Here is a 20,883-nt window from a genome sequence, read left to right as displayed (position 1 = left end):
ACCCCACCAGCGGCCCTTGAGTCAGGTCGTCCGCCTGCCTGTGCGAACGACCAGACATCGCGGGATGACTCCCAAGGCATCAGCCGGTTCCGGGGCGCGCTTCGTCGTGCGCATGAATGGCACGAGCAAAAAGGAGGCGTCATGGACGCCAAGGCAGTCGAAACCCCTGCAGCCCGGACCACCAAGGCCGAGCCCAATCCGATAGCAGCCGAGTTCTTCGGGACGCTCATACTCGTACTGTTCGGAGTCGGCTCCGTCGTCCTCGCCGGGAAGTACATCGGCGCCTTGGGCGTCGCGCTCGCTTTCGGCCTCACCCTGCTGGTCCTGGCCTACGGTCTCGGGCCGATCTCCGGTTCCCACGTCAATCCGGCAGTCACCCTCGGCATGCTGCTCTCGCGCCGCATCCCGGCCCACACGGCCATCCAATACTGGGTTGCACAACTGCTCGGAAGCATCGCCGGCGCCGCACTCCTCCTCCTCGTCGCCTCGCAGGTGCCCGGCGTGAGGATCCAGGGAGACTTCGGCAGCAACGGCTACGGGACCCGCTCAAGTGTCGGCATCAACATCTTCGGCGCATTCGTCATCGAGATACTGCTGACCTTCCTGCTGGTCTTCGTCTGCCTGACCGTGACCGACAAGCTCGCACTGGACGGTTTCGACGGCCTCTCGATCGGTCTGGCGCTCGCGGTGGCCAACCTTGTCGGCATTCCCCTCACGGGCGCCTCGGTGAACCCGGCGCGCAGCCTGGGACCGGCTGTCTTCGCCGGCTCGGCCGCTCTGTCCCAACTCTGGCTGTTCCTGGTCGCGCCCCTGGTCGGGGGCGCACTCGCCGCAGCAGTGCACCGCATCACCCACCCTGCCGCCCACCGCGCGGAGGAGATCCGGGAGACCGACCAGGACCGGACAGCCGCCTGACGGATCCGGGGCGCTCATCAGGGCACGCACAGAAGTGGATCAAGCACCAGCCGTGCCCGCCGGTTGGAGATGGCATGGACGACATGGCATGTACACAGTGGCGCCGGCGGGCGTGAGGGGCATGAGCAAGGGTTACTCGGCTCTCGTAGACGAAGCTGCACCTTCCAGGGCGGAAACATCACAACGGCAGCGATCAGGCGCCGACGCCGGAAGAAGCCGGGCCAAAGCCCGAGGTGGAACGCGCAGCGCCGGATATACCGACGAAGCTCCCGAAGGGGGCGTGGGCCAAGGCGCTCAGGGGCAGCCTGCGCGAGTTCAAGGACGACGAGCTGACCGACCGGGCCGCGGCACTGACGTATGACGGGGTGCTGTCGCTGTTCCCGGCGCTGCTGGTGCTGGTGTCGCTGCTGGGTATCTCCGGCAAGTCGGCGACCGACTCGATGCCGGCCAACATCGGGAAGTTCGCCCCCGGCTCGGCAGGGACATCATCATCCGGGCCGTGGAGCCGGGATCGGGTCTGGGCGAGGCTGCACCGCGTCCTCCTCGACGAGCCCGGTGCCCGCGGGGAGCCGACCGGTCGCGGTGCGCGATCGACTCCGTCAGCCCGAGGGCGGCACAAGGGGGCCGCTGACCGGACCGAATCCGACCGACCGCGGCAAGAGTGGATCGAAGATCCGCCTGATCACCGACCGCAACGGCCTGCCCCTGCCCCTGCCCCTGTCCCTGTCCCTGTCCCTGGGCATCTCCGCCGCCGGCATCCACGACGGTCTCGGCCCGCAGCCCCTCGTCCGGGGCATCCCGCCCATCCGCTCCCGCCACGGGCTCAGCCCGGTGAACGGGACCGTCCAGGACGGCCCCGATGCCGTGACCACACCGGCCACCACAAGATCACCTCGCTCGTGGCCGGCGGTTGCGGACAGCCCTCAGCCGTTTCCCGGCCCGTCGTCTCCTGCCTGCTCGTTGTCGGTGAGGTTTCCGGCTACCCGGCGCAGACGGATCACCGCGTACGTCTCTCCGTTCCTCGGCGGTCGCGTCCAGGAGCGGGTGGTGAACGTGTGGAGCCGTCCTCGCACGATCGCGTGACGCGGCAGATGGACACCGAACTCCCCGGCCACCGCTTCCAGCAGCGACCGCTCCGCCTCGGCGCCGTCCGCCAGGTGGCCGAAGAACCGGCTCGGGTCCAGCGCCCGCGGTATCTCCCCGCTCCGCCGGACCTCTCCGTCCGCGTACGTGAACGCGTACTGCTCGTCGCCGTCCTGCGCCACCGAAAGGTGGAAGAACTGCTCTTCGTGCCGTGCCCGCAGGCCGCTCCACACCACCACCGCGCGGGTGCCCGCGCCGGCGGCCGCGGCCGGGGAGACGAACCGCTGCCGGTTGAACGGGGCGGGGTTTCCGTCGAAGGCGAAGCTCCAGCGGGTGCCGGCCCGGCCGACCGCCATGAGGGCTTTGTCGTCGTAGGACGAGAACTCCCTCCGGTTGCGCAGCGACCTGTGGCGCGCCTCCCAGAAGGTCATGGGTTCGCTCAGCACGGCCCCGTCCCCGCCTCCGTCCGCGAGGCGTCCGGGCAGTTCCTCCGGCTCCACACCTTCCACCAGGACGAACCGGTAGGACGTGCGGTTGTTGCCCGGGTCCGGCTCCGCGAGCCACGCCAGGTTGCCCGGGTCCAGCCCGGCCGTCGGCCTCGGTGCCTCACCGCGCTGCCCGCCCCTGGGAGTGGACAGCAGCTCGCGGCCCCGCTCCGGGGTCAGCAGCGGCCCGAGCAGAGGGTCGGCCACCCACCCCAGCGGCGCCAGGTGGTCCGGGCCCAGCGGTTCCCACCGGGGCAGAGCGTTCATCAGCGTCCGCCATGCTCCGTCGGTGTCTCCCCACCGCGCCAGCTCCCGCGCCCGCTCGACCGCCTCCCCGAACGGTCCGGCCGCCGTGTACCGGTACGTGCCGTTGCGCACCTGCTCCAGCGTCGCGTACGCCAGGGACACCAAGTCGCCGTCGGCACCCCGCAGAGGGAACGTCAGCGTGGAGTCGTCCCGGTGGGAGTGCGCCGCGTGCTCGGCGACCAGCGGCGGCAGCAGCTCGGGCGCGTACCGCGGGTCCGTCACCAGGTCGTCGAAGTACACCATGTAGGTCTGTCCGAGCAGGCGGCGTATCTGGTCGCCCAGCCCGGCGGCCCGCGGCCGGCCGTACCCCTTGGCCTCGTCCAGCGTCTTCAAGGCCCGTTCCCAGTCGCCGCGCAGCGCCTCCAGCCGGGCCTCCTCCACCAGGGCGTCCAGCTTCCGCGTCGTGTCGTTGACGAACACCGGCTCCCCGTCGCTCCGGTGCGCCCGCAGGCTGTGGAACTCCCGGTACATGTCCCGCATGAACTCGAGGAAGTTCGCGTGCCGTTCGGGTGGCGCGGCCCGCCAGCTCGCCCACGTGTACACGGCCCACTCGCCGTCCTCGTCCACGTCCCCGGGATCCATCAGGACGTGGGTGATGTCGGACTCGACGTCGAGCTGCAGCCCGCGCCGCCAGACGTCCGCCTCCCGCCGCTCCTCGGGCCCGGCGTCCTCGTCCAGGTACTCCTCGAAGATGTCCGCGAGTCCCGACTCGTTGTCGTGCCAGCGCGCGTCCTCGGTCCCCGCCAGCAGCCACACGAATCCGCCCGCGTGCCGCCAGCCGTCGCTGACCTTGAGGAACTCCCGGTACGACGGGGGCATCCGTCGGCCGAGGCGTTCCTCCATGGCTGCGATCCGCTCCTCGGACGCGGGTGGGAAGCCCAGCCACCGCGCCCGTCGCGCGGCCTCGTCGTCCTCGCTCCGCGTCTCGCTGTCCGGCAGGGAATCCGCCCACTCCCCGCTCCACCTGAGCAGGAAGGACCGCCAGTCGAATGCCGTGGTGTCCGTCATGCGCCCGATGCTGTCACCCGCCACTGACAACAACGCTCCGCTGCTCGCCCGCGCCGGCGGGACTCGGCACCTCCTTCCTCGGCGATCCCGGGGATCCGGCAACAGCCCTGGTACACGGGGGTCTTGAACCACCCCCCGACACGCCGAACCTGCGGCGGTGTTCCCGCGGTCGTCGCACGAGGAAGCGCGGGGCGGGGCCGGACACGTCGGCGCCGGACGGGTGGACGGGTGGGCAAACACGTGAAGCCTCTGGAGAGCGCGGACTCCTTGGTCGAGAAACCCTGTTCAGCAGGGGATTTGCCCATGTGCCGACCCAACTTGCCGATTCACGCGCCCGGTTGGGAAAGACGCGGTGCGGGATTCCGTCTCGCGCGGTCGACGCCTTCGCTCGCGAAGGCTAGTATCCGCACGCCAAATGCTTCCGGGACAACGACAGTTGTCGCGCAGACTGACGGGCACTGCCCAGGGGCGGCCGTGCCGATCGGGTGCGCGACAACTGCTGAGGAACGCCGTGCCCTGCGCAGCCCGTCACCCCCACACGTCAACGTCTGTTTGCAGAGGACCCATGCCCATCACCAGTATTGTCAAGTACCTGACAGGCATGGCGTCGGCCGTGATGCTGCTGGCCACGGCGCCGGGGGCGCTTGCCGCTCCTGCCGCCTCGAATCCCACGAATCCCACGGAGCCCCGCGCGGCGGCGGAGGCCGACACCTGGCAGCCGCCCTTGTCGACCCGGGGCCGGTACATCGTCGACGCGGCGGGCAACCGGTTCCGGCTGAAGTCGGCCAACTGGGACGGTGCGCAGGGATCGTGGACCGGAAGCGGCGACATCGCCGATCCCGCCCACCACCACGCCGGCCAGAACTCCCACGGCATACCCCTCGGTCTGGACCGCGTCCCCCTGGCCCGGCTGCTCGCCGATTTCCACGCACTCGGCATCAACAGCATCCGGCTGCCCTTCTCCAACGAGATGATCCACACGACGGCCCCCGTGCCGGACGCCGCGGTCACGGCCAATCCGCAGCTGCGCGGCAGGACACCGCTGCAGGTCTTCGACTCCGTGGTGGCCGCTCTCACCCAGGACGGCTTCGCGGTCGTACTCAACAACCACACCGTCACCTCCCGCTGGTGCTGCGGCATCGACGGCAACGAGCGGTGGAACAGCAGCCAGGACACCCAGCGGTGGGTGAACGACTGGATCTTCATGGCCCGCCGCTACGCCTCCAACCCCCGCGTGGTCGGAGCCGATCTGTACAACGAGGTACGACGGGACGTTCTGCACGATCCCGACTGGGGCGACGGCGACGCATACGACTGGTACGCAGCCGCCCAGCTCGCCGCGGACCGCATCCTCACCGAAGCCAACCCCGACCTGCTCATCGTCATCGAGGGGATCAACTGGACCGGCCTGCCCGTCGACGGGTTCCCGCACGGCCGCCCGACGCTCACCCCCGCACGCACGCTCTCGCACACCCTCGTGGCCGCCGGCAAGCTGGTCTACTCCGCGCACTTCTACGGCTACACCGGCCCCCACCACAGCGGAGCCACCGGTGTCGGTGAGACCAGCGACCCCCGCTATCAGGACCTCACCCGCGACGAGCTCGAGCAAGCCCTCCACGACCAGGCCTTCTTCGTCTCGGAGGAAAGCGGCCGGCACTTCACGGCGCCCTTGTGGATCAGCGAGTTCGGCATCGGGGCCAACGAAACCAACAGCGCCGCCCGCACCTGGTTCGACAGGATCACCGACTACTTCGCCCGCCATGACGCCGACTTCGCCTACTGGCCCCTGGTCGGCTGGGAGGGACACGACGACTGGGCTCTGCTGCGCTACGACACCGACGGTCACCGGCATGGTCTTCTGGACCAGGCCGACTGGCGCCAGGCGGGCTGGACCCGTCTCATGACCTCGCCGACCCGCACCGGACCCGTCGCCCCCGTGCCCACCTGGCGCATGCTCACCACCGACCACGGCGATCACGTCCAGTCGCTTCGGGTGCGCGCCGACGGCGACTGGGACCAGGGCGCCTACAAGGCCGCCTGCCCCGACGGGCTGAGGCTGATCGGCCTCAGCCACACCACGGGCCGCGGATTGTGCACCGACGTCACCGCCGGCGACCTGCGTGCCGCACAGGACACCCAGATTGTCGTGACCGACGAACGCCACGTTCCGCAAGGCGGCGACTGGGCGTCCGGCTACACGAAGCTGCAGTGCCCTTCCGGCTCCTTCCTGATCGGCTACAGCCGCCGCGGTGGCCGCATGTCGGCAGCCCTGTGCGTCCCCGGCCGCACCTCCCTCGGCACCACGGGCCGGACCGTCTGGTTCGACCGGTCGGACAACCGCCCCGCCTCGGGCGGTGACTTCGCCTACGGCGACTACAAGGGCCAGTGCGCCGACGACGAGTACGCCGCCGGGATCGCGTTCACCACACGCGTGGGCAGCTCCGGGGGCCCTGCCGCGCTGCTCTGCCGCCGGCTGTCCTGAGGCGGACGGGGACCGGTCCTCCGAATGGACGGTGGGGACGGATCGTGCCGGACGGGCCGCGGGGGGTCACCAGACCTCCACTGCCGTCGGCGTGGGTGCGTTTGCAAGGTGGCGGGGGCGCGGACATCGATGAGGAAGCGGCGTTCGCGGCGATCGTCCACGTCCTGGCCGGTGGTTGTGCCTGGCGGGCCTTGCCACCGTGCTCCGGGGCGTCGAAGCCGACGGTGCACCGCCGTTTCCCCATCCGGTCCCGGATCGGCGTGTGGGGCCGACCCGGGACCGGAAGACGCATCGAGATGCCCCGGGCCGTGCTCGACACCGCCCACGTCAGGGCGGAAAGGGGACGAAATCGCAGGCCCGGGTCCCGTGCACCGTGGCACTGGCTCTGCTGGTGCCGGGCTGCCACGTCGACGTGACGGCCGCTCTGCCGCGGTCCCAGGTCCTCCTGCCTTTCGGGCTGCCGTTCACCTCGGTCCCGCTCCGGTGGCTCACGAGCAGGACCACGGCGATGGAAACCTGCGCGCATCGACGTGGGTGTGATGCGTTCCTCGGCTCGGTGGGCGCGGCCATCCGACGGCTAACCTGAAGGCGGCCTTCGACGCCGCCGGTTGATGCGGTGTCACCCGAGCGGCGAGAGGAAGAGGGGCAGTTGGAGGGACGACGAGCGACGCTCGACGCGGTGGCGGCCCGTGCGGGGGTGGGCCGGGGGACCGCGTCACGGGTGATCAACGGCTCCGACCAGGTCAGCCAAACCGCCCGCGAGGCCGTGCTGCGCGCCGTCCGGGAGCTGGAATATGTGCCCAACTCGGCTGCCCGGGCCCTGGTGCGCCGGCGCACCGACACGGTCGCCCTCGTCGTCGCGGTCGACGAGGAGCGGGTCTTCTGGGAGGAGCCGTACTTCTCGGCCATCGTGCGCGGGGCCACGGCGGGCCTGGCGGCCGAGGGGGTCCAGCTGCTGCTGGCGATCTCCCAGTCCCAGCAGGACCGGGACCGGCTGACCGAGTTTCTGAAGGCGCGTCACGTCGACGGGGTGCTGCTCAGTTCGCTGCGTGGCTCGGACCCCCTGCCGGGCGAACTGGAGCGGTCCGGGATCCCCACCGTTCTGGTGGGCCGGCCGACCGGCCATGCCGCGGACTGGTCCGTCGACGTCGACAACGTGGCCGGCGCACGGCTGGCCGTCCGGCATCTCGTCGAGCGCGGCCGGCGCCGCATCGCGACCATCACCGGTCCGCTGGACATCCAGGCGGGCGTGGACCGGCGCACCGGCTGTCGCGAGGTGCTCCAGGAGAGCGGACTGGACCCGCTCGTCGAGGTGCAGGGCGACTTCACCCGCGCCTCGGGTGTCGCAGCCATGCGCGAACTGCTCGAACGCTGCCCGCAGTTGGACGGGTTGTTCGCCGCGTCCGACAGCATGGCGGCCGGAGCGCTGCACGCCCTGCGGCAGTCGGGGCGCCGGGTTCCCGACGACGTGGCCGTGGTGGGCTTCGACGACTCTCCTGTGGCGGTCGACGCCGATCCGCCCTTGACGACCGTGCGTCAGCCCCTGGAGGACATGGGCCGGGAAATGGCCCGACTCCTGATCACCCGGCTCAACGACGGGACCGCCGCGGGGCGGAAGTCGGTACTCCGGCCCGTACTGGTCGTACGCCAGTCGTCCTGAGGCGGCGTGCCCGACCGGAACCGCCCCGGCCCGCACGGTGTCCGGGCCGGGGTCTCGCGGCGGCGCGGGGCAGGGCGGCGGAGGCGAGGCGGAGGCGAGGCGGAGGCGAGGCGGATCGTGAGGGGCAGTTTGGTCACGCGCTTCTTGGAAACACGTTCGGCGAACCGAGAGGCAAGGAGAAGACATGGGTATCATCGCGTGGATTGTCATCGGTCTGCTCGCCGGAGCCATCGCCAAGCTGATCATGCCGGGGAAGGACCCGGGCGGGATCATCGTCACCATGCTCATCGGTATCGCCGGAGGTCTGCTCGGGGGCTTCCTCGGAAAGGTGATCTTCGGAGTCGACTCGATCGACGGCTTCTTCGACCTGTCCACCTGGGTCGCGGCCATCATCGGGTCCGTCATCCTCCTCGCCCTGTACCGGCTGTTCACCGGCCGCGGGCACGGGCGTCGGCACGTCCACGCGTGACAGGCCCGGGTGACCGCCGCGGCCGGCTGCGCGGCGGCATGAAGGACACGGGTGCCCCCGTCCTCGGGACGGGGGCACCTTTTCGTCTCTCACGCCTCGGGCGGTGAGACGCACGGGCTTTCGCCGTGATCCGTGACTTCCGGGGCCGCACCGCCGCCCGCGGGACGACGGGGAGGCCGGCCGTGCCGGGAGACCGGCTGGGCCTGCGGCCCGGTCGGCCGCGGCGGTTTTGGGGGCGCATTCAACCTCGTCACACCTGGCGGCGAGTCGGGAACGCCGCGGCGTTTGCCTCACCCACGTTCACGGGGCCGTCGTCGCGGTGGAACGAGCATGGGGGCGCGCGGAGGTGGACGGGGACGCCGGAGGGTGACTCGGGTGCAGTGCGGCCGGGAGCGGGGCGAGCGACACGCACAGCGACGTCGGGAAGGCCGGTTCGACGCGGTGTACGTCCCGGCAGCCCCCGGCCGTACCGTGTGCGATCGGCACCCAGCCGCGGTGCTCGGCCCGGAGGAACCAGCGGTCGCCCAGCCGGGACGAGCAGCCGGGTCCGGCCGCGCCGCAGACCGGTCCGGTGGGCCAGGAGATGCCCAGTACCAGCCACTTCCCGTCACCTCCTGGGGCGCGGTGAACTCGAGGACGGCGTCCCGGGCCTGCCGGCCGCGGCCAGGACGGCGGAGAGCTCCTGCGCCTGGGGGATCGTGCGGGGGAAGCCGCCGAAGACCACGCTGTGCGGCAGCCCGAGCCGGGTGCAGGCCGGCATGGCGAAGACGGCCTCGGGGATCATCGGCAGTTGGATGGCGACCCCGGTCACCGGCCGTGAGGCCCAGCGAGAGCAGGGCATTGGCGGCCTTGCGGACCTCGCGCCGCAGTTCGGCGCAGGTGAGGGTGCGGGTGTCGCCGGGCTCGCCCTCCCGGTGGAAGACGACCTCCTCGCCGTGACCGGCCTCGACGCGGCGGTCGACGCAGTGGTGCGCGGCGTTCAGCCTTCCGCCGGTGAACCAGCGGGCGAACGGCGCGTTCGTCCAGTCCAGGACGGTGGGCCGGCGGGTCTCCCGGTGCAGGTGCTCCGCCTGCCGCGCCCAGAACGCGAGACGGTCGTCTGCGGCCTCTTCCGCGCCGACGGACGGGCGGCCGCCGACGGGCGGGCGGCCGGATGCGGGGCGGAGGCCGGAGCGGGGGGACGTGCCGGTGTTTCCTCCGGTGACGCGGGTGGTGGGTGACGCACGGGCCGTTCGGGGAGCCGCGGGGCACGGCCCGCCCGTCACCAGGTCTCCACGGTGGCCGGGGCGGGCCGGCGCGAGGTCGGCGCCGACGGGCGCGGCTCCCACGGACGCGGCGCGCGGCGGCCGTGCGCGGGCAGGGCGAGGCGGAGCGCCGGCGGCGCGGCGCAGTGACCTCCGGCGGCACCCGGAACGGGGCGGCCTCCCGCTGCGCCGGCCGGTCGACGAGCCGTCCGGCGAACTGCGCGGCATCGCCGGCGACGCCGAGACCCCGGTGATCACGCCGGGGTGCCCGGCCGTGCCGGGGCTCGGCAGGACGCGCCGCCCGGCGCCCTCCCCGGCGGTGAGCGGGCCGTTCGCGCGGTGCCGGCCGACGACGCCCTGGCACGTGGTGGTCATCGCGCGGACCGCGTCGGCCGGGATCGGCGTGGTGAACGGGCCCCGGGCGGTACCGGCTGCGCCCGCGCCGGGCGGCATGGTGTGCTGGAGGTGGTCGCGCGGGGCGGCGCAGCGGGCCCAGGGGTGCGGGCACCGCCCCCGCCGCCCGACGGCCTCTGGAGCGCACCGACATGACGACCCGGACCGAACCGGAACCGCTCGCCCCGGGGAGCATCCTGTGGGACATCGCGGGCGACGTACGGCTGCTGCTCTCGCTGCCCGCCGCCGCCGTCCTCCAGGTCGCCCACCCCGCGGTCGGCGCGGGCGTCGACGACCATTCGGTCTTCCGCACCGACCCCTGGGGACGCGCCCGACGCTCCCTGGACTCCCTCCAGCTGTGGGTCTACGGCGGCGACCGGGCGATCGAGGAGGGACGCCGGCTGCGCCGACTGCACAGGGCCATCAGCGGCACCGACAGCCACGGCCGCGCCTACCACGCCCTCACCCCCGCCCACTACGCCTGGGTGCACGCCACCGCCTACCCGGTCTTCCTGCGGGCCGCCCGCTACGTCTCCCGCCCGCTCACACCCCTGGACGAGCGCCGCCTGTACGACGAACTGCTCCAGCTCGGCCGCGTCCTCGGCATCGACGACCGCGACATACCGCAGACGCCCGAGGAGTTCTGGCCGTACTTCGACACGATGGTCGAGAACGAGCTGGAACGGACGGTCGTGGTGGACGAACTGCTCGACCCGCGCCGCCCCGTCCCACCGCCGCCCGGCGCGGGCGCGCTGTTGCGCCGCGTCTGGCCGCTGCTCCGCGCACCCCTCGTCCGCCTGCACGTCTTCGTCACCGTCGGCCTGCTCCCGCCCGCCGCCCGCGAACGCCTCGGCGTGGCCTGGACGCCCCGGCAGGAACGCAGACTGCGCCGCCTCGGAGCCGTCGTACGCACCGTGGTCCGGTCGCTGCCCGACCGCCTGCGCTATCTGCCCGTGGCCCGGGCCGCCCGCTCGGCGGCACGGTGAGCCCGGTGGCGGCGGAGTTCCGCGGAGGCCGGACGATGCTGCGCCCGACGACCCGCGGGAACGCGCCGCCCGGTCGGCGCGGAGGTCCGCCACGGGCCGGTCAGCAGCTGTCTGCGGCGGCGGGCTCCTCGGCGTCGGTGGCGGCGGGCTCCTCGGTGTCGGCGTCGGTGTCGGTGGCTGCGGCCGGGCTGGTGCAGCAGGTGCTGCCCTGCTGTTCGGCGAGGGTGCCGGCGTCGGCCTTGACGACGTACACCTCCCAGGGTTCCCGGCCGGGGCCGTGGACCCAGACCTTGTCCTGGAGGGCGTAGCAGCAGGTGGTGTCGTTCTCCTCCGCGGTGGCCAGGCCGGCCTCGTTCAGGCGGGCGGTGGCGGCGCGGACGGCCTCGGCCGACTCGACCTCGACGCCGAGGTGGTCCAGGCGGGTGGCCTCCTCCGCCGCACCTTCGATCAGGACGAGCTTGAGCGGGGGCTCGGCGACGGCGAAGTTGGCGTAGCCGTCGCGGAGTTTGGCGGGTTCGGTGCCGAACAGCCTGCTGTAGAAGGCGACGGACGCGCCGAGGTCGGGGACATGGAGGGCGAGTTGGACGCGGGACATGGTGCACCTCTTGCCGGGTGGGCGGATGGGTGGATGGGTGGGGGTGGCGGCTCGGCGGCCGCCCTTTGATTCGACAGTTGTCGATGACTTGGTGCGGTCAGTGTGACACCTGATTCGACAAACGTCAACATAGACATTCGCCGAATCAGTGGATCGGGGTGGGGGTGGTCGACGTGGCGGTCCCGCCCGTTCCGGCGCGGCATCGTCCAACTGGTTCGACGCGTGTCAACATAGATGCATGTCGAACACGAAGGTGCTGCCGCTGATCGCGCCCGAGTCCGATGCCGTGGCGCCGTGCTGCCCCCCGCTCACCGAGCGCCCGTTCACCGCGGAGGAGGCCGAGACGGCCGCGCGGATGTTCAAGGCGCTGGGCGATCCGGTGCGGCTGCGGCTGTTCTCGGCGGTCGCCTCGCACGAGGGCGGCGAGGCGTGCGTGTGCGACATCTCCGACGTCGGCGTCTCCCAGCCGACCGTCTCCCACCACCTGAAGAAGCTCAAGGAGGCCGGGCTGCTCACCTCCGAACGGCGTGGTACCTGGGTGTACTACCGGGTCGAGCCGTCCGTACTGGCGGCGATGGGCAGACTGCTGACCGTCGCGCCCGCCGCGACCTGACCCCGACCGGAAACCCAGGGAGTTGCGACACCGTGTCCGACCCGACCAGCGTGACCGTCGCGCCGATGACCGCCGCGCACGCCGACGAGGTCCTGGCGATCTACCAGGCGGGCATCGACGAGGGCGACGCCACCTTCGAGACGACCGCCCCGGCCTGGCAGGCGTTCGACGCCGCGAAGCTGCCCGAGCACCGCTTCGTCGCCCTGGACGAGCGCGGGGCCGTCCTCGGCTGGGTCGCCGCCACCAGGGTCTCCGACCGCTGCGCGTACGCCGGTGTCGTGGAGCACTCCGTGTACGTCCACCCCGACGCCCGGGGACGCGGAGTGGCCTCCGCCCTGCTGAAGGCCCTGATCGACTCGACCGAGGCGGCGGGGATCTGGACCATCCAGTCCGGCATCTTCCCCGAGAACACCGCCAGCCTCGCCCTGCACCGGCGGGCCGGCTTCCGCGTCATCGGCACCCGCGAACGCGTCGGCCGCCACCACGGTCGCTGGCGCGACGTCGTCCTCCTCGAACGCCGCAGCCCCGTCGTCCTCTGACCGCTGCCCCGTGCCGGCGACGGCCGGCCTCCCCGGCCGATGCCGACCGGTCGACCCTGCCGATGCCGGCCGGACCGCCTCGAGTCGGCCCCTTCACCGCCGACCGCGAAAGAAACTGAAGGAAGTACCGATGTCCTCCCGCCCGCTCGCCTCCGTGCTGTTCGTCTGCGTCCACAACGCCGGCCGCTCGCAGATGGCCGCCGGATTCCTCAGGCACCTCGCGGGCGACCGGATCGAGGTCCGCTCCGCCGGGTCCCTGCCCGCCGACCAGGTCAACCCGGCCGCGGTCGAGGCGATGAAGGAGGTCGGCATCGACATCGCCGACCAGAAGCCCAAGGTGCTCACCCCCGAGGCCGTCCAGGCGTCCGACTATGTGATCACCATGGGCTGCGGTGACGCCTGCCCGGTCTTCCCCGGCAGGAAGTACCTCGACTGGCGGCTGGAGGACCCGGCGGGCAAGGGCGTCGAAGCCGTACGCCCGATCCGCGACGAGATCAGGGCTCGCGTCGAGGCCCTGATCGCCGAGATCGACGCGCCGCGGGGGGTGTGACGCCGTGCCCCGCCCGGCCCTGTTCGACGAGTCGGCCGTCCGTCCTGAGCGGCGGTTCGGCCGCCGGCACCGCCTGCTCGGCGGGCTCGGGCGTCGCGGAGGGGGCGACGGGGTAGCGGTGGACGGGCGGCAGGCCGGTGAGCAGGCCGGGCCGGACGGTGTCGATGACGTGTGCGCTGGGGGGTGAACAGGGGCTGGGGGAGCGTGGGCAGGTCGGTGGGCTCGTGCCACTCCCAGCGGCGGATCAGGTGCGGCTCGGTGACGGCCGGTTCGCCGGTGTGGGCCGTGATGCGGACGGCCGCCGCGTCAGGCGGGGGACGCCGTGGACGTAGTCCATCAGCAGCGCCAGGAGTCGTGCGTCGGTACGGTCGGCCTTCAGGCCGGTCTCCTCCTCCAGTTCGCGCACGGCCGTGTCGAGGAAGTCCTCGCCGGCGTCGTTCTTGCCGCCGGGCAGCTCCCAGACGCCTCGCGCCGACCAGCCCAGCAGGATCGCCCTTTCGCGTCGGTGACGACGACTCCGGCACCGGTCGGCGCGTGCGGGGCGGGGCGCCCCTTGTCGGCGCAGGCGACGCGGGTGGGGAGGGGGTCGCGCAGGACGAGGAAGGCGAGCCCGTCGGCGTCGTGGCGTTCGGCGACCCTCCAACCGGTGCGCAGCAGGTCGAGTTCGTCCTCGTCGAGCGCGATGTCGCGCTTGCCGTCCGGTACGGCGCCGGCGACGGGGGTGACCACGCAGAGGGTGCCGTTCGGGCGCAGCCGTTCGCGCAGCCGGTTCAGCACGCGGGTGCGGTCGCGGACGAAGGCCCGGCTGAGGCGGAAGACGATCAGGTCGTAGGCGGGGTGGGGCAGGTCGTCCGGGTCGCCGTGTTCGCTGCCGGACAGCCGGTGGGTGACCGCCGCGGGGCCGGTCTGCCCGGCTTCGGCCCGGGCGAGGGCGGCGGATGCGATGTCGACGGCGTCGACCCGGTAGCCGGTGGCGGCCAGGTGGCGGGCGAGTTCGCCGGTCCCGCGGCCGGCATCGAGGGCGAGGCCGCCGTCGGGGGCCGGTGCGTGCTCGGCGAGCAGACGGCGCTCGGCGTCCGTAAGGAGCCGGAAGGTCTTGCCGTCCGCGTAGTGCGTGTCCCCTTCCTGGGGCGGAATATGTCCCACCGTGAGGGTCTCCTGGTCTGGTCCATCGGCCGGGACCGGTGGGGAACGGTTGGTGCGGAAACGCGACGCATCAAGGTGGCCGTCGTACCGGCTCATGGCGGGTTTTCCTCCCGGCGCGGGCGCGGATCGACCAGCGGCCAGGACAGGGCGGTGCGGCCCCGCCCGGCGGCGGCCCACTGCTCACCGTCCGCGTCGAAGCCGATTCGGTAGGCGGCGGGTTCACCGGCTGCCCGCCACCGGGCCGCGACCTGCTGGATCTCGTCCCAGAGGGCGCGCGGCCCGCATTCCGTGACGGTCCAGGTACCGTCTCCGTCCGGGCGGGCACGCACCCACGAGCCGCATTCCGGGGCGCCGATCTCCAGGTGCTGCGCGCCGAGGTTGCGCACCAGACCGGGACGCAGATGGTCCAGGGCCAGCCACATCCCCCGGGCCTGTCGCGGCGGCGGTGCGGGACAACCGCGTACGGTGCGGCCCCGCCCGGCGGCGATCCGGTCGCGGAACGCGGCGGACAGGAACAGCCGTTGCCATCCCCACCCGGCCCGGTGCCCGTACTCGACCGCGCGCAGTTCTCCCTCGATCCGCCCCCCTGCCGTCCTGGTGATCACGGCCAGGCCCGGCCAGGACGGGGAGGACGTACCGATCGTCGCCAGCGCGCGGCCCCCACGGGCGAGCTGCTCCACGAGCGCGGCCGGCACGCGGGGGACGGCGAAGGAGACGAACACCCGGTCGTACGGCGCCCTGTCGGGCCATCCGGCCTCCCCGTCGCCGGTGACCGCGGCGGGCCGGTGGCCGAGGGCGGCCAGGTGCCGGGCCGCGGCCGCGGTGACATGCTCGTCGAGGTCGATCGTGACCACGCCCGCGTCCCCGCAGACGAAGCACGCGACCGCCGCGGTCACCCCCGCTCCGGTGCCCACGTCCAGCACCCGTTGCCCGGGCCGCAGATCCAGTCGCTGGAGCAGTCCGGCCGTCATCCCCAGCACGCTCGACATCGCGGTGATGGCCCCGCCCGAGCGGAAGCCGCCCGCCCGGGCCCGCATCGCCTCCCCGTCGTGCTGCACGGCGACGCTGTCGCCGCTGTGCAGCACGCGCAGCAGCTCCGGACGGTGGGCGGGGACGGCCCAGTCCAGCAGCTCCCAGCGCGGTGGGGTCTCGTCGGGTGCGCTGCGCCGCACGTACGCCTGGGGCATGAGCACGTGGCGCGGCAGCGCCAGCAGGGCTTCGCGCACCGGGCCGGGCCGGAGGTCACCGCTCGCCTCCAGCCGGGTGACCATCTCGGCGCGGGCGGCGGCCGCCTCGGCGTCGGCCACCTCGGGGGCAGGGACCGGGGTGCCGCCGATCGCGGGGCATGCGGGTTCGGACACCGTGGTGACCTCCATGAACAACGGACGGGGCGGGGGCGGGGATGCGTTCGCGGGTCGGGACCAGCTTGTTCCGGGGCAGCGGCGTTTGCGCCGGATGCCGTCGATCGCGGCCCGGGTGCAGGCCACGGCCGGCTCCGGCAGCGCGTCGAGGGGGTGGTACGGCCGGTTCGGGCAAGAGCCCCTCCGGTCAGAAGTCAGCCGCGTTCAGCGGTCGCGGGACAGGGCGAGGAGTTCGGCGAACAGGCCTCCCGCACGGGCGGGTTCGCCGTAGGCGCCGGACGTGCGGTGCGGGTGGCGCGGAGCCGCGCGGCGTCAGCGGCGCGTCCCGGACGCGCCCGTGCGGAAGACGAGCCCCAAACGGCCTGTTCGAGGACCGGAAGTGAGAGGGAGGGGACGGCGGCGAAAGGCACGGGCTCCTCCTGCGGGCGGTGGGGCGGGGCCGGTGACGTGACAACGCGCCTGACGCAGAAGGCGTTACGGGCGAGGGCGGGCTAATCGCCGGACGAAGACGCGAGCCGGCGGGCAGGGGGCGTGCGGGAACCGGTGAGGAAGCCGTGACGCGGTGTTCGATCACTCCTGCGGGTGGTCGTCGCCCGGTTGAGGAGGTGCGGTCAGGGGTGCGGGCCGGCCGGGAGTTGACCTTCCGGACCGGCGCGGCGTACGCGCCCCGTATGCCAGGGCGTCCGCGTCCCCGTCCGCCGCCGCGGCGGGCTCACGGCTCGCACCGGGTGCTCTCCCGCACCAGCAGCCGGTGTTCCGCGGTCACCTCGCGCGGGTTCGTACGGCGGCGGGCCGCGTGCCGCACGCCGGTGAGCTGGGCGTCCAGCATGTCGACGGCGGCGCGGGCGATCTGCGCCTTGTCGGGGGAGACCGTGGTGAGGGTCGGGGTGCTGTAGCGGCCGTCCTCGATGTCGTCGAAGCCCGCCAGGGCGATGTCCTGCGGCACGCGCAGACCGGAGGACAGAACGGTGCGCAGGGCGCCGAGGGCCAGCAGGTCGTTGAAGCAGAAGACGGCCTGGGGAGGTTCGGGCAGGTCCAGGAGGTGCCGCATGACCTGCGCGCCGTCGGCGCGGTGGTAGGACGCCGTGGGCGGGGCGAGCCGCTCGTCGTAGTCGATGCCCGCGGCCCGGAGCGCGTCGCGGTATCCGGCCAGGCGCAGGTGCGCGGTGTTCGCACCGGGGTTGTCCTGCCGGCCGATGGCCGCGATCCGGGTGTGGCCGCACGCGATCAGGTGCTCGGTGACCTCGCGGGCGGCCCGCTGGTTGTCGATGGCCACGTGGTGGGTCGGGCCGTCGAGCACGCGCTCGCCGAGCAGGACCAGCGCCGTGGTGTCGGTGCGGGCGGCCAGTTCCTCGCGGCCCACCGCGATCGGGCTGAAGATCAGCCCGTCGATGCGCTGCTCCCGCACTCCCTCCAGGACCTCCCGCTCCCGTTCGGGCAGCCCGTCGGTCTGCTCGATGAGGACGGTCCAGCCGCGGTCGCCGGCGGCCTCGATCACGAAGCGGCTCAGCTCGGCGAAGTAGGGGGCGTCCAGTTCGGGCAGCGCCAGGGCGATGACCCCGGTGCGGCCCCGGCGCAGGTTGCGCGCCGAGAGGTTGGGCCGGTAGTCGAGCTGGGCCAGGGCCCGTTCGACCTTCTCCCGCGTGGGCGGTGACACGTACGTGTAACCGTTGACCACGTTGGACACCGTCTTCACGGACACGCCGGCCAGTGCCGCGACGTCCTTCAGGCTCGCCCCCACCCTGTTCACCTCCATCGCACCCCGCGGGTGCTGCTGCCCCGTTGCACGTCTCACCGTCGCACACGGCCCGCGCGCGGCGGGCCGGGCCCCGCCGCGGCGCCCCGGACGCATTGTGCGAAGAATCTTGCCGCCCCTATTTACGACGCTGTTTCAACGATGTAATCGTAACGGGCGACGACGGCCCGCGCCTCCCCGGCCATCCGAGCGGCCGTCCGCGCCCACCTCACGGTGGTGCGTGCCGCCGCCGACGGCCGCGGCACGCACCACCGTCCGCAGAGACCCCAGGGAGCCCAGCTTCATGCCCACGGCCCGCCTCACCCTGGACCCGGCCTTCCGGATCGGGTCCGTCGACCGGCGTCTGTTCGGCTCGTTCGTCGAGCACATGGGCAGGTGCGTCTACACCGGCGTCTACGAGCCGGACCATCCCGCCGCCGACGAGGACGGTTTCCGCACGGACGTCCTGGACCTGGTGCGCGAACTCGGTGTCACGGTCGTGCGCTACCCGGGCGGCAACTTCGTCTCCAACTACCGCTGGGAGGACGGCGTCGGGCCCCGCGAGGCCCGCCCCCGCCGGCTCGACCTGGCCTGGCGCAGTGTGGAGTCGAACGCCTTCGGCCTCAACGAGTTCATGGCCTGGGCCGGCAAGGCCGGCGTCGAGCCGATGATGGCCGTCAACCTCGGCACCCGCGGCACCGCCGAGGCGCTGGACCTGCTGGAGTACACCAACCACCCCTCCGGCACGACCCTGTCCGACCTGCGCCGCTCCCACGGCGTGGACAAGCCGCACGACGTCCGCATGTGGTGCCTGGGCAACGAACTCGACGGCCCCTGGCAGATGGGCCACAAGACGGCGCACGAGTACGGCCGGATCGCCGCCGAGACGGCCCGGGCGATGAAACGCTTCGACCCCTCACTGCAGCTCGTGGCCTGCGGCAGCTCCAACGCCCACATCGACACCTTCGCCTCCTGGGAGGCGACGGTGCTGGAACACACCTACGACTTCGTCGACTTCGTCTCCCTGCACGCCTACTACGAGCCCGTCGGCGGGGACGTCGACTCCTTCCTCGCCAGCGCCGCCGGGATGGACCGGATGATCACGGCCGTCACGGCCACCGCCGACCACGTGGGCGCCAAACTGCGCAGCGACAAGAGAATCAAGCTCTCCTTCGACGAGTGGAACGTCTGGTACCAGAGCCGGTTCGCGGGCGAGCATGCGCTCGACTGGCGGCCCGCGCCCGAACTGATCGAGGACGTGTACGACGTCACCGACGCCGTCGTCGTGGGCAGCCTGCTGATCACGCTGCTGCGCCACGCCGACCGGGTGGGCGCGGCCTGCCAGGCCCAGTTGGCGAACGTGATCGCGCCGATCATGACCCGGCCCCAGGGACCGGCCTGGCGGCAGACGATCTTCCACCCCTTCGCCCGCACCGCACGGCACGCGCGCGGCACCGTCCTGCGCGTCGAACCGGACTCCCCGGTGGTGGACACCGCCCGGTACGGCGAGGTGCCCGCCCTGTGGGCCACCGCCACGCACGACGAGGAGAGCGGCGAGGTGGTGCTGTTCGCCGTGCACCGCGGCCGCGGGGAACCGCTGACCCTCACCGCCGACCTGCGCGCCTTCCCGGCGGCGCGGGTGAGGGAGCACCTGCTCCTGCACGACGCCGACACCACCGCGGCCAACACCGCCGAGCAGCCCGACCGCGTCCGGCCCCGCCCGGTCGCGGGCACCAGGGCCGACGGCGGCGCGCTCACCGTCGAACTGCCCCCCGTGTCCTGGACCATGATCCGCCTGGCCACGCGCTGACTTCGATCCGACCGTCCCCGGGCCCGGTCGCGGGCCCCCGTTCGAGGAGCACCGGAATGCGTACCACCACATCCCCCGGCCGCCCGTCCCGCAGGGCCCTGCTCGGCGCCACCGCCGCGACCGCCGCGGGACTGCTCACCGCCTGCAGTTCGGGCACCAGGATCGGATCGGACCAGGGCGGGGAGCCGGCACCGGCCTTCAGCGGCGGCGAGTACGACGGCCCCAAGGTCACCCTGGAGTACTGGAACGGCTTCACCGGCGGCGACGGCCCGCACATGCAGGCCATGCTGGCCTCGTTCAACAAGCGCTACGCCGGCCGCATCACGGTCAGGAACACCACCCGCCAGTGGGCCGACCTCTACCCGGCGATGCCCACCGCGATAGCCGCCGGCAAGGGACCGGACGTCGCGGTCATCCACAACGACCAGATCGCCACCTTCGCCGCGCGCCGCACCCTGGTGCCGCTGGACGACGTCGTCTCCGCGCTCGGCCTGAGCGAGTCCGACTTCATCCCGGCGGTCTGGCGGGCCGGCGTCTACGACGGCAGGCGCTACAGTGTGCCGCTCGACGTGCACTGCCTGGCCGACTACTGGAACGCCCGCCACCTGGCGAAGGCCGGTCTGAAGGACGCCCCGAAGGACCGCGAGGGCTTCGAGGGCGCGCTGCGCGAGCTGAAGTCCGCCGGGATCGCGCACCCGTTCTGGATGCCCAACAAGTGGCCCGGCCACCTGATGTTCATGACCCTGCTGTGGCAGTTCGGCGGCGAGCTGTACGACGAGGAGGGCACCAGGGCCCTGTGGGGCTCCGACGCCGGCAAGGAGGCGCTGAACTGGATGGTGAAGCAGATCCACCAGGGCTACAGCCCCGCCCAGGTCGCGCAGGACGCCCAGTACAACGCCTTCAAGAACAACAAGGGCAGCTTCACCTGGGACGGCATCTGGCAGATCAACGACCTGAAGGAGACCGCCAAGAGCGTCGACTGGCGGATGTCGCCGGTGCCCTCCATCGGCGGCACCGCGGCGGTGTGGACCGCCGGCCACAACTTCGTGGTCACCTCGCAGGCCGCCCGGGACAAGAACAAGGTGAAGGCCGCCAAGTTCTTCATCGACTACATGAGCGCCCGCTCCACCGAGTGGGCCAAGGCCGGCATGATCCCCGCCCGCAACAGCGTGCGCGCCAAGCCCGAGGTGGCCGCGCTGCCGCAGGTCCCGCTCGCCGAGGACGTCGGCGTGTTCCGCTTCCTGCCGGCCCTGCCCGGCATCGGCGACGTGCAGACCAAGGCGCTGGAACTGGCCGTGCAGCAGGCCGTGCTGGGCAGGAAGTCGCCGGCCGAGGCGCTGGAGGAGGGCGTGCGGACCGCGAACAAGGTCCTGGCCGAGAACAAGCAGAAGTACGCGAAGTGAGGCGGTCCGGGTGGTGCAGCGGCTGAAAGCCGGACCGTCCGCCGCGCAGGAGAGGCGGCCCCGGGGCGGCACCCCGCCCCGGGCCGTTCGCCACCGGTGG

General features: G+C 72.6%; 17 protein-coding genes and 3 pseudogenes. 13 read left to right on the top strand and 7 right to left on the bottom strand.

What is annotated here, in order from left to right:
- Positions 1–141 precede the first annotated feature (141 nt).
- From IE225_RS23850 to IE225_RS34125, 3 genes and pseudogenes are all read left to right on the top strand, one after another.
- Positions 142–915: an MIP family channel protein gene (locus IE225_RS23850; RefSeq protein ID WP_190059648.1), complete on the top strand. Its 774-nt coding sequence runs from the start codon at positions 142–144 to the stop codon at positions 913–915.
- Positions 916–1,070: 155 nt separating this feature from the next.
- A pseudogene (locus IE225_RS34130) lies at positions 1,071–1,432 on the top strand (YhjD/YihY/BrkB family envelope integrity protein); the annotation flags it as partial.
- Positions 1,416–1,737 (top strand): annotated as a pseudogene (locus tag IE225_RS34125) (transposase family protein); the annotation flags it as partial. The pseudogenes IE225_RS34130 and IE225_RS34125, both read left to right, overlap by 17 nt.
- Positions 1,738–1,838: 101 nt before the next feature.
- Here the strand turns inward: IE225_RS34125 and IE225_RS23840 are convergent.
- Positions 1,839–3,797 (bottom strand): SMI1/KNR4 family protein, encoded by a 1,959-nt coding sequence (locus IE225_RS23840; protein WP_190059647.1) that lies wholly within the window; start codon positions 3,795–3,797, stop codon positions 1,839–1,841.
- A gap of 565 nt (positions 3,798–4,362) precedes the next feature.
- Between IE225_RS23840 and IE225_RS23835 the strand changes: the two genes are divergently transcribed.
- From IE225_RS23835 to IE225_RS23820, 4 genes are all read left to right on the top strand, one after another.
- Positions 4,363–6,279, top strand: a complete 1,917-nt coding sequence (locus IE225_RS23835; protein WP_190059646.1) for a glycoside hydrolase family 5 protein — start codon at positions 4,363–4,365, stop codon at positions 6,277–6,279.
- Positions 6,183–6,695, top strand: coding sequence for a transposase (locus IE225_RS34120; RefSeq protein WP_373303265.1), 513 nt, complete (start codon positions 6,183–6,185; stop codon positions 6,693–6,695). The genes IE225_RS23835 and IE225_RS34120 overlap by 97 nt, the downstream gene beginning before the upstream one ends.
- A gap of 233 nt (positions 6,696–6,928) precedes the next feature.
- Positions 6,929–7,939 (top strand): LacI family DNA-binding transcriptional regulator, encoded by a 1,011-nt coding sequence (locus IE225_RS23825; protein ID WP_190059644.1) that lies wholly within the window; start codon positions 6,929–6,931, stop codon positions 7,937–7,939.
- 184 nt (positions 7,940–8,123) lie between these two features.
- The gene (locus IE225_RS23820) at positions 8,124–8,408 is read left to right on the top strand and encodes a GlsB/YeaQ/YmgE family stress response membrane protein (RefSeq protein ID WP_190059643.1); all 285 of its coding nucleotides are present in this window, start codon (positions 8,124–8,126) and stop codon (positions 8,406–8,408) included.
- A gap of 706 nt (positions 8,409–9,114) precedes the next feature.
- On the opposite strand, the pseudogene IE225_RS33415 reads toward IE225_RS23820, so the two are convergent.
- Positions 9,115–9,520: pseudogene (locus tag IE225_RS33415) on the bottom strand (AMP-binding protein); the annotation flags it as partial.
- Between the two features lie 677 nt (positions 9,521–10,197).
- Between IE225_RS33415 and IE225_RS23810 the strand changes: the two are divergent.
- Positions 10,198–11,031, top strand: coding sequence for an oxygenase MpaB family protein (locus IE225_RS23810; RefSeq protein ID WP_190059642.1), 834 nt, complete (start codon positions 10,198–10,200; stop codon positions 11,029–11,031).
- A gap of 100 nt (positions 11,032–11,131) precedes the next feature.
- On the opposite strand, the gene IE225_RS23805 is transcribed toward IE225_RS23810, so the two are convergent.
- Positions 11,132–11,626 (bottom strand): ArsI/CadI family heavy metal resistance metalloenzyme, encoded by a 495-nt coding sequence (locus IE225_RS23805; RefSeq protein ID WP_190059641.1) that lies wholly within the window; start codon positions 11,624–11,626, stop codon positions 11,132–11,134.
- 238 nt (positions 11,627–11,864) lie between these two features.
- Between IE225_RS23805 and IE225_RS23800 the strand changes: the two genes are divergently transcribed.
- The 3 genes from IE225_RS23800 (at position 11,865) to IE225_RS23790 (ending at position 13,328) form a co-directional block, all read left to right on the top strand.
- Complete coding sequence (locus IE225_RS23800; protein WP_190059640.1) at positions 11,865–12,239, top strand: ArsR/SmtB family transcription factor; 375 nt, start codon at positions 11,865–11,867, stop codon at positions 12,237–12,239.
- A gap of 65 nt (positions 12,240–12,304) precedes the next feature.
- Positions 12,305–12,778: a GNAT family N-acetyltransferase gene (locus tag IE225_RS23795; RefSeq protein ID WP_190059699.1), complete on the top strand. Its 474-nt coding sequence runs from the start codon at positions 12,305–12,307 to the stop codon at positions 12,776–12,778.
- 130 nt (positions 12,779–12,908) lie between these two features.
- Entirely contained in the window at positions 12,909–13,328 is a 420-nt protein-coding gene (locus IE225_RS23790; RefSeq protein ID WP_190059639.1) for an arsenate reductase ArsC, read from the top strand.
- A gap of 244 nt (positions 13,329–13,572) precedes the next feature.
- Here the strand turns inward: IE225_RS23790 and IE225_RS33410 are convergent, their stop codons facing one another.
- The 4 genes from IE225_RS33410 to IE225_RS23775 form a co-directional block, all read right to left on the bottom strand.
- Entirely contained in the window at positions 13,573–13,782 is a 210-nt protein-coding gene (locus IE225_RS33410) for an NUDIX domain-containing protein (RefSeq protein WP_229879974.1), read from the bottom strand.
- A complete protein-coding gene (locus IE225_RS33405; protein ID WP_229879953.1) occupies positions 13,704–14,474 on the bottom strand; it encodes a class I SAM-dependent methyltransferase in 771 nt (256 codons plus the stop codon). The genes IE225_RS33410 and IE225_RS33405 overlap by 79 nt, the downstream gene beginning before the upstream one ends.
- Positions 14,475–14,566: 92 nt before the next feature.
- Positions 14,567–15,835 (bottom strand): methyltransferase domain-containing protein, encoded by a 1,269-nt coding sequence (locus IE225_RS23780; protein ID WP_229879952.1) that lies wholly within the window; start codon positions 15,833–15,835, stop codon positions 14,567–14,569.
- Positions 15,836–16,547: 712 nt separating this feature from the next.
- The gene (locus tag IE225_RS23775; RefSeq protein WP_190059698.1) at positions 16,548–17,576 is read right to left on the bottom strand and encodes a LacI family DNA-binding transcriptional regulator; all 1,029 of its coding nucleotides are present in this window, start codon (positions 17,574–17,576) and stop codon (positions 16,548–16,550) included.
- Between the two features lie 298 nt (positions 17,577–17,874).
- On the opposite strand from IE225_RS23775, the gene arfA reads away from it, so the two are divergent.
- Entirely contained in the window at positions 17,875–19,380 is a 1,506-nt protein-coding gene (gene arfA, locus IE225_RS23770; RefSeq protein WP_190059637.1) for an arabinosylfuranosidase ArfA, read from the top strand.
- A 56-nt stretch (positions 19,381–19,436) separates the two neighbouring features.
- On the top strand, positions 19,437–20,783 hold the full coding sequence (locus IE225_RS23765; RefSeq protein WP_190059636.1) for an ABC transporter substrate-binding protein: 1,347 nt from the start codon (positions 19,437–19,439) through the stop codon (positions 20,781–20,783).
- The last annotated feature ends 100 nt before the right edge of the window (positions 20,784–20,883 follow it).

The organism is Streptomyces echinoruber, from assembly GCF_014651135.1.
Taxonomy (GTDB): domain Bacteria; phylum Actinomycetota; class Actinomycetes; order Streptomycetales; family Streptomycetaceae; genus Streptomyces; species Streptomyces echinoruber.
Note: the sequence above shows the minus strand (reverse complement) of the source record. Positions and strands in the feature narration are given on the sequence as shown.